The sequence below is a fragment of the Mesorhizobium sp. M7D.F.Ca.US.004.03.1.1 genome, from assembly GCF_003998635.1.
GTDB lineage: Bacteria > Pseudomonadota > Alphaproteobacteria > Rhizobiales > Rhizobiaceae > Mesorhizobium > Mesorhizobium loti.
Genome location: NZ_RZQG01000515.1, coordinates 1 through 4331, shown reverse-complemented (window position 1 = coordinate 4331; position 4331 = coordinate 1). Strand labels below are relative to the sequence as shown.

Genomic DNA, 4331 nt, shown 5'->3' with positions numbered 1-4331 from the left:
CGAAGTGGGATGGACGAAACGAGGGTCATGAAGTGCTCCAGACATGAAAACCCCGCCGGCGGATGTCGCGGGCGGGGCTGGAAACGAACGAACCAGGTCTATCGTGCCGGTTGTTGTCGTCGCGCAATCAGCTTGCCGCTCGTGCAGGAGCGGCGTCGCTTGGTGATGGTGGGCGCGAAAACGAACATGGCGCCAAGCTGGAGCAGGAACCGCAGCGTTGTCAAGGCGGCCGCTGAAATCGGCAATGTCTCATGTCATGGAAACCCTATATGCCTTGCGGCAGCGGCAATTGATGAGGACAGGATATGACCGGGACGCTAGGCAAGGCGGTGCGGATGGTCGCCATCCTGAACCTTGGCTATTTCGGTATCGAGTTTGCCGTCGCCGTTTGGATCGGATCTGTATCGCTGTTCGCGGACAGCATCGATTTTCTCGAGGATGCATCCGTCAACCTGCTGATCATGGTTGCGCTGGGCTGGACTATCCGTAATCGAGCGCGGCTTGGAATGGCGCTGGCCGGGGTACTTCTGATCCCGGCTTTGGCGACCCTTTGGACGGCTTGGGAGAAGTTCAACGTTCCAATCCCGCCAGCGCCCGTTCCGCTAACGCTTACCGCGGCTGGCGCGATCCTCGTCAACCTGTCGTGCGCGCTGATGCTCGCTCGCTATCGCCATCACAGCGGCAGCCTTACCCACGCAGCATTCCTGTCGGCGCGCAACGATGTCCTGGCGAATATCGCAATCATTGCCGCCGGCCTGGTCACGGCATTTGTGTGGAACTCGGCTTGGCCAGATATTGTCATTGGCCTTGCGATCGCCGTCATGAATGCCGACGCTGCCCGCGAGGTTTTCACGGCCGCAAGACGCGAGTTCGCAGAAAGCCAAATCCCAAGCTGAGATACTGCCATCCGATCCGGGCACGATCCTTGTGCCCTCAATACTCCTGCGCCGTCGGCCGCAACAGGATCACATGTGGCCGCTCTCTGGGTCTTCATGTGCGGCAGCGCGGCTGCGATGCCATAGAGCACGCCCTTAATGTGGTGGCTCAGCCGGGCACTTCGACCCTGCCGAGCCAGCGTGTGACCTGTTCCAGCGTCTCGCGCTCCTGGTCGCACTGCTTGGAAAAACCTTCGATGAGCCTCGCCGCCGGCGCATGGTCGGCGAGGACCTTCAGGCTCTGCCCGATTCCGTAGCCGCCATGGATGATGAACGGCACCAATGTCTTGCCCGACAGATCGTGTTTCGCCAGGAAGGAGCGGATCACCGCAGGCGCGGTCATGCCCCAGATCGGAAATCCGAGGAACACCGTCTCGTAGGATCTGATGTCCGGCACCGTGGTGGCGAGCGGCGGTTCGAAACCGGACACCCGCTGCTGTTCCGCCACTGCGACCTGCTCCTCATAGTCTTCCGGGTAGGGATCCACGGTGCGGATCTCGAAAATGTCCGCTCCGAGAGCCCGGCTGATCTGGCGCGCGATGACGCGCGTGTTGCCGGTTCGGGTGTAGTACGCCACCAGAACCTTGGCGCTGCCCGCTTGCCGCGCGTTCGACGCGGCGGCGGGCAGGCTCGATCCGGCACCCAATCCAGCACCCAGTGGCAATGCAAGCGCGGTCATAAGCGCACCTCGTCTTGAGAACAGGCCCGACTGGCTCATCTCGCTCTCCTTGGCGCCTGGCTCAGCGATCGATCCTTGCCGCCTGTTGCGGGGAGTAGCGCTCTCCCTGCACGGCAATTGCCGAGACCACATTTTCGATGTCGGCAAGATCGTCCGCCGTCAGCGCAACCGCCGCCGATCCTATATTCTCCTCGAGGCGATTGAGCTTCGTGGTGCCGGGGATCGGAACGATCCAAGGCTTCCGCGCCAGCAGCCAGGCGAGCGCGACCTGGGCCGGGGTCACGTTCTTCCCGGCCGCGATCGCGACGATCGCATCGACCAGCGCCTGGTTCGCTCGCCTGGCCCCCTCCGCAAAACGCGGGACAGTGTTGCGGAAATCGCTGCTGTCGAACGTCGTGCTGGCGTTGATGGCGCCGGTGAGGAAGCCTTTGCCCAATGGGCTGAAGGGCACGAAGCCGATCCCCAGTTCTTCGAGGACCGGCAGGATCGCCTCCTCGGGTTCACGCCACCACAGCGAGTATTCGCTTTGAAGTGCGGTGACCGGCTGCACCGCATGCGCGCGACGGATGGTGCGCACGCCCGCCTCGGAGAGGCCGAAATGCTTGACCTTGCCTTGGCTGATCAAGTCCTTCACCGTGCCCGCCACCTCTTCGATGGGCACGACCGGATCGACGCGGTGCTGGTAGAGGAGATCGATGTGGTCGGTCCTCAGCCGTTTGAGAGAGGCCTCGACGACGTCGCGAATATGCTCCGGCCGGCTATCCATGCCGTCGTGTCCGGCCGTACCGGCGATGTCGATGCCGAACTTGGTGGCGATCACCACCTGGTCGCGGATTGGCTGCAGCGCCTCACCGACGACCTCCTCGTTCTTGAACGGGCCATAGACCTCGGCGGTGTCGAAGAAAGTGACGCCGCGCTCGAACGCTGAGCGGATCAGGCGGACAGCATCCGGCGTCTCCATCGGTTGCCCGTATGACTGGCTCATCCCCATGCAGCCCAGCCCGATGGCCGAGACTTCGAGACCACTTGTACCAAGTGTGCGCTTTTGCATTGTTGTTCTCCTTTCCTAGCGGTTCGTCATGTCCAGCACCGCTTGCGGCAGGCGAGCACCCTTTAACGTGATCTGCGAGGCAGCCTGGTCGATATCTTTGAGCTCCTCCGGCGCAAGCGCGATGGCGGCAGATCCGAGGTTCTCCTCCAGACGGTGCAGCTTCGTGGTGCCAGGGATCGGAACAATCCATGGCTTCTGAGCAATCAGCCAGGCAAGCGCGATCTGTGCCGGGGTGGCGCCCTTTGCTGCCGCCACCTTGCGCAGCAGGTCGACCAGCGGCACATTCGCCTTCAGCGCCTCGGGCGCGAAGCGGGGAACACTGGCGCGGAAGTCGGTGCTGGCAAACGTCGTGTTCGCATCCATCTTGCCGGTCAGAAAGCCTGCTCCCAGCGGGCTGAAGGGAACGAAACCGATGCCGAGTTCCTCCAGTGTTGGCAGGATCTCCGCCTCGGGTCCCCGATACCACAGTGAATATTCGCTCTGCACCGCGGTAACGGGATGGACAGCGTGAGCGCGCCGAATGGTCTGCGCTCCAGCTTCGGAGAGCCCGAAATACTTGACCTTGCCTTCCGCGATCAGCTCCTTCACCGCGCCCGCGACATCCTCGATTTGCACATTCGGATCGACGCGGTGCTGATAAAAGATGTCGATGCGATCGGTCCTGAGGCGCTTCAGTGAAGCTTCCGCGACCGCCCTGATATGATCCGGCCTGCTGTTCAGGCCGCCGCTGCGCTGGCCCGTCTCAAGATTGATGTCGAAGCCGAACTTCGTGGCAATCACCACTCTGTCCCGCAACGGCGCCAGCGCTTCGCCGATCAATTCCTCATTGACAAAGGGGCCGTAGGCCTCCGCCGTGTCGAACAGGGTGACGCCTTGATCCACGGCTGTCCGTATGAGCGAGATCATATCGCCCCTCACGGCTGGCGGCCCGTAGACCGAGGTCATGCCCATGCAGCCGAGTCCGAGAGCCGAGACTTCGAGACCGCTGGTTCCAAGTGTGCGCTTTTGCATTGTTGTTCTCCTTTCGATTCCTGTTGAGGCTGTCGCCCCATGTCCGGCACTCAGGCGTTCGCGCCGCTCGCAACCGCTTGCGCCGACTTGCGGGGCCGCACGATCAGCGCGCAGACGATCAGCAGCGCGAATGCCAGCATGGCGGAGCCGGCGGTGAGCGCGGTGCCGACGCGGTAGGCGAGCAGCTCCCGGCCATCGAGCGCGCCGGCGCCCACCGCCGCCACTGCAACAAGCACGCCGAGGCCAAGCGAATTGCCGAGCTGATGAGCGACGTTAACGACGCCCGAGGCGGCGCCGGCATCCTGGGGTGCGACGCCGGCAATGCCCGATGTGGTGAGCGGGCTGAGCGCCATGCCTTGTCCCGCGCCGATCAGCACCATGGGCAACGCCACACTGGTTAGGTAGGAAGTATCGAACGTGGCGCGGCTCAGCCACACCATGCCCGCGAGGCAGAGCGTGAGGCCGCAGGCGAGCAGCCGGCCGTTGCCGAACCTGCGGGTCAGCTGCGGCACGACCATCGCCACGGCGAAATTGACCATCGTCATCGGCAGGAAGGCCATGCCGGTCAGCGATGCCCTGTAGTTGAGTACCCCTTGCAGATACTGCGTGGTGAAGAAAAAGAAGCCGATCATGGCGCCCAGGAACAGGATACGGG

Annotated in this window: 6 protein-coding genes; 2 read left to right on the top strand and 4 right to left on the bottom strand. The window is 63.1% G+C overall.

What is annotated here, in order from left to right; genetic code table 11:
* Both EN935_RS41485 and EN935_RS24255 read left to right on the top strand, forming a co-directional pair.
* Nucleotides 1-309, top strand: a 309-nt coding sequence (locus EN935_RS41485; protein ID WP_206534556.1) for a hypothetical protein, incomplete at its 5' end; no start/stop codon positions are given.
* On the top strand, nt 306-896 hold the full coding sequence (locus tag EN935_RS24255; protein WP_127262662.1) for a cation diffusion facilitator family transporter: 591 nt from the start codon (nt 306-308) through the stop codon (nt 894-896). The genes EN935_RS41485 and EN935_RS24255, both read left to right, overlap by 4 nt.
* Nucleotides 897-1044: 148 nt before the next feature.
* On the opposite strand, the gene EN935_RS24250 is transcribed toward EN935_RS24255, so the two are convergent.
* The 4 genes from EN935_RS24250 to EN935_RS24235 form a co-directional block, all read right to left on the bottom strand.
* Nucleotides 1045-1653, bottom strand: a complete 609-nt coding sequence (locus EN935_RS24250) for a flavodoxin (protein WP_245468656.1) — start codon at nt 1651-1653, stop codon at nt 1045-1047.
* A gap of 22 nt (nt 1654-1675) precedes the next feature.
* A complete protein-coding gene (locus tag EN935_RS24245) occupies nt 1676-2665 on the bottom strand; it encodes an aldo/keto reductase (RefSeq protein WP_127262661.1) in 990 nt (329 codons plus the stop codon).
* 15 nt (nt 2666-2680) lie between these two features.
* A complete protein-coding gene (locus EN935_RS24240) occupies nt 2681-3676 on the bottom strand; it encodes an aldo/keto reductase (protein ID WP_127262660.1) in 996 nt (331 codons plus the stop codon).
* Nucleotides 3677-3726: 50 nt separating this feature from the next.
* Nucleotides 3727-4331 (bottom strand): MFS transporter (locus EN935_RS24235; RefSeq protein ID WP_127373680.1); only part of this gene is annotated, 605 nt, incomplete at its 5' end.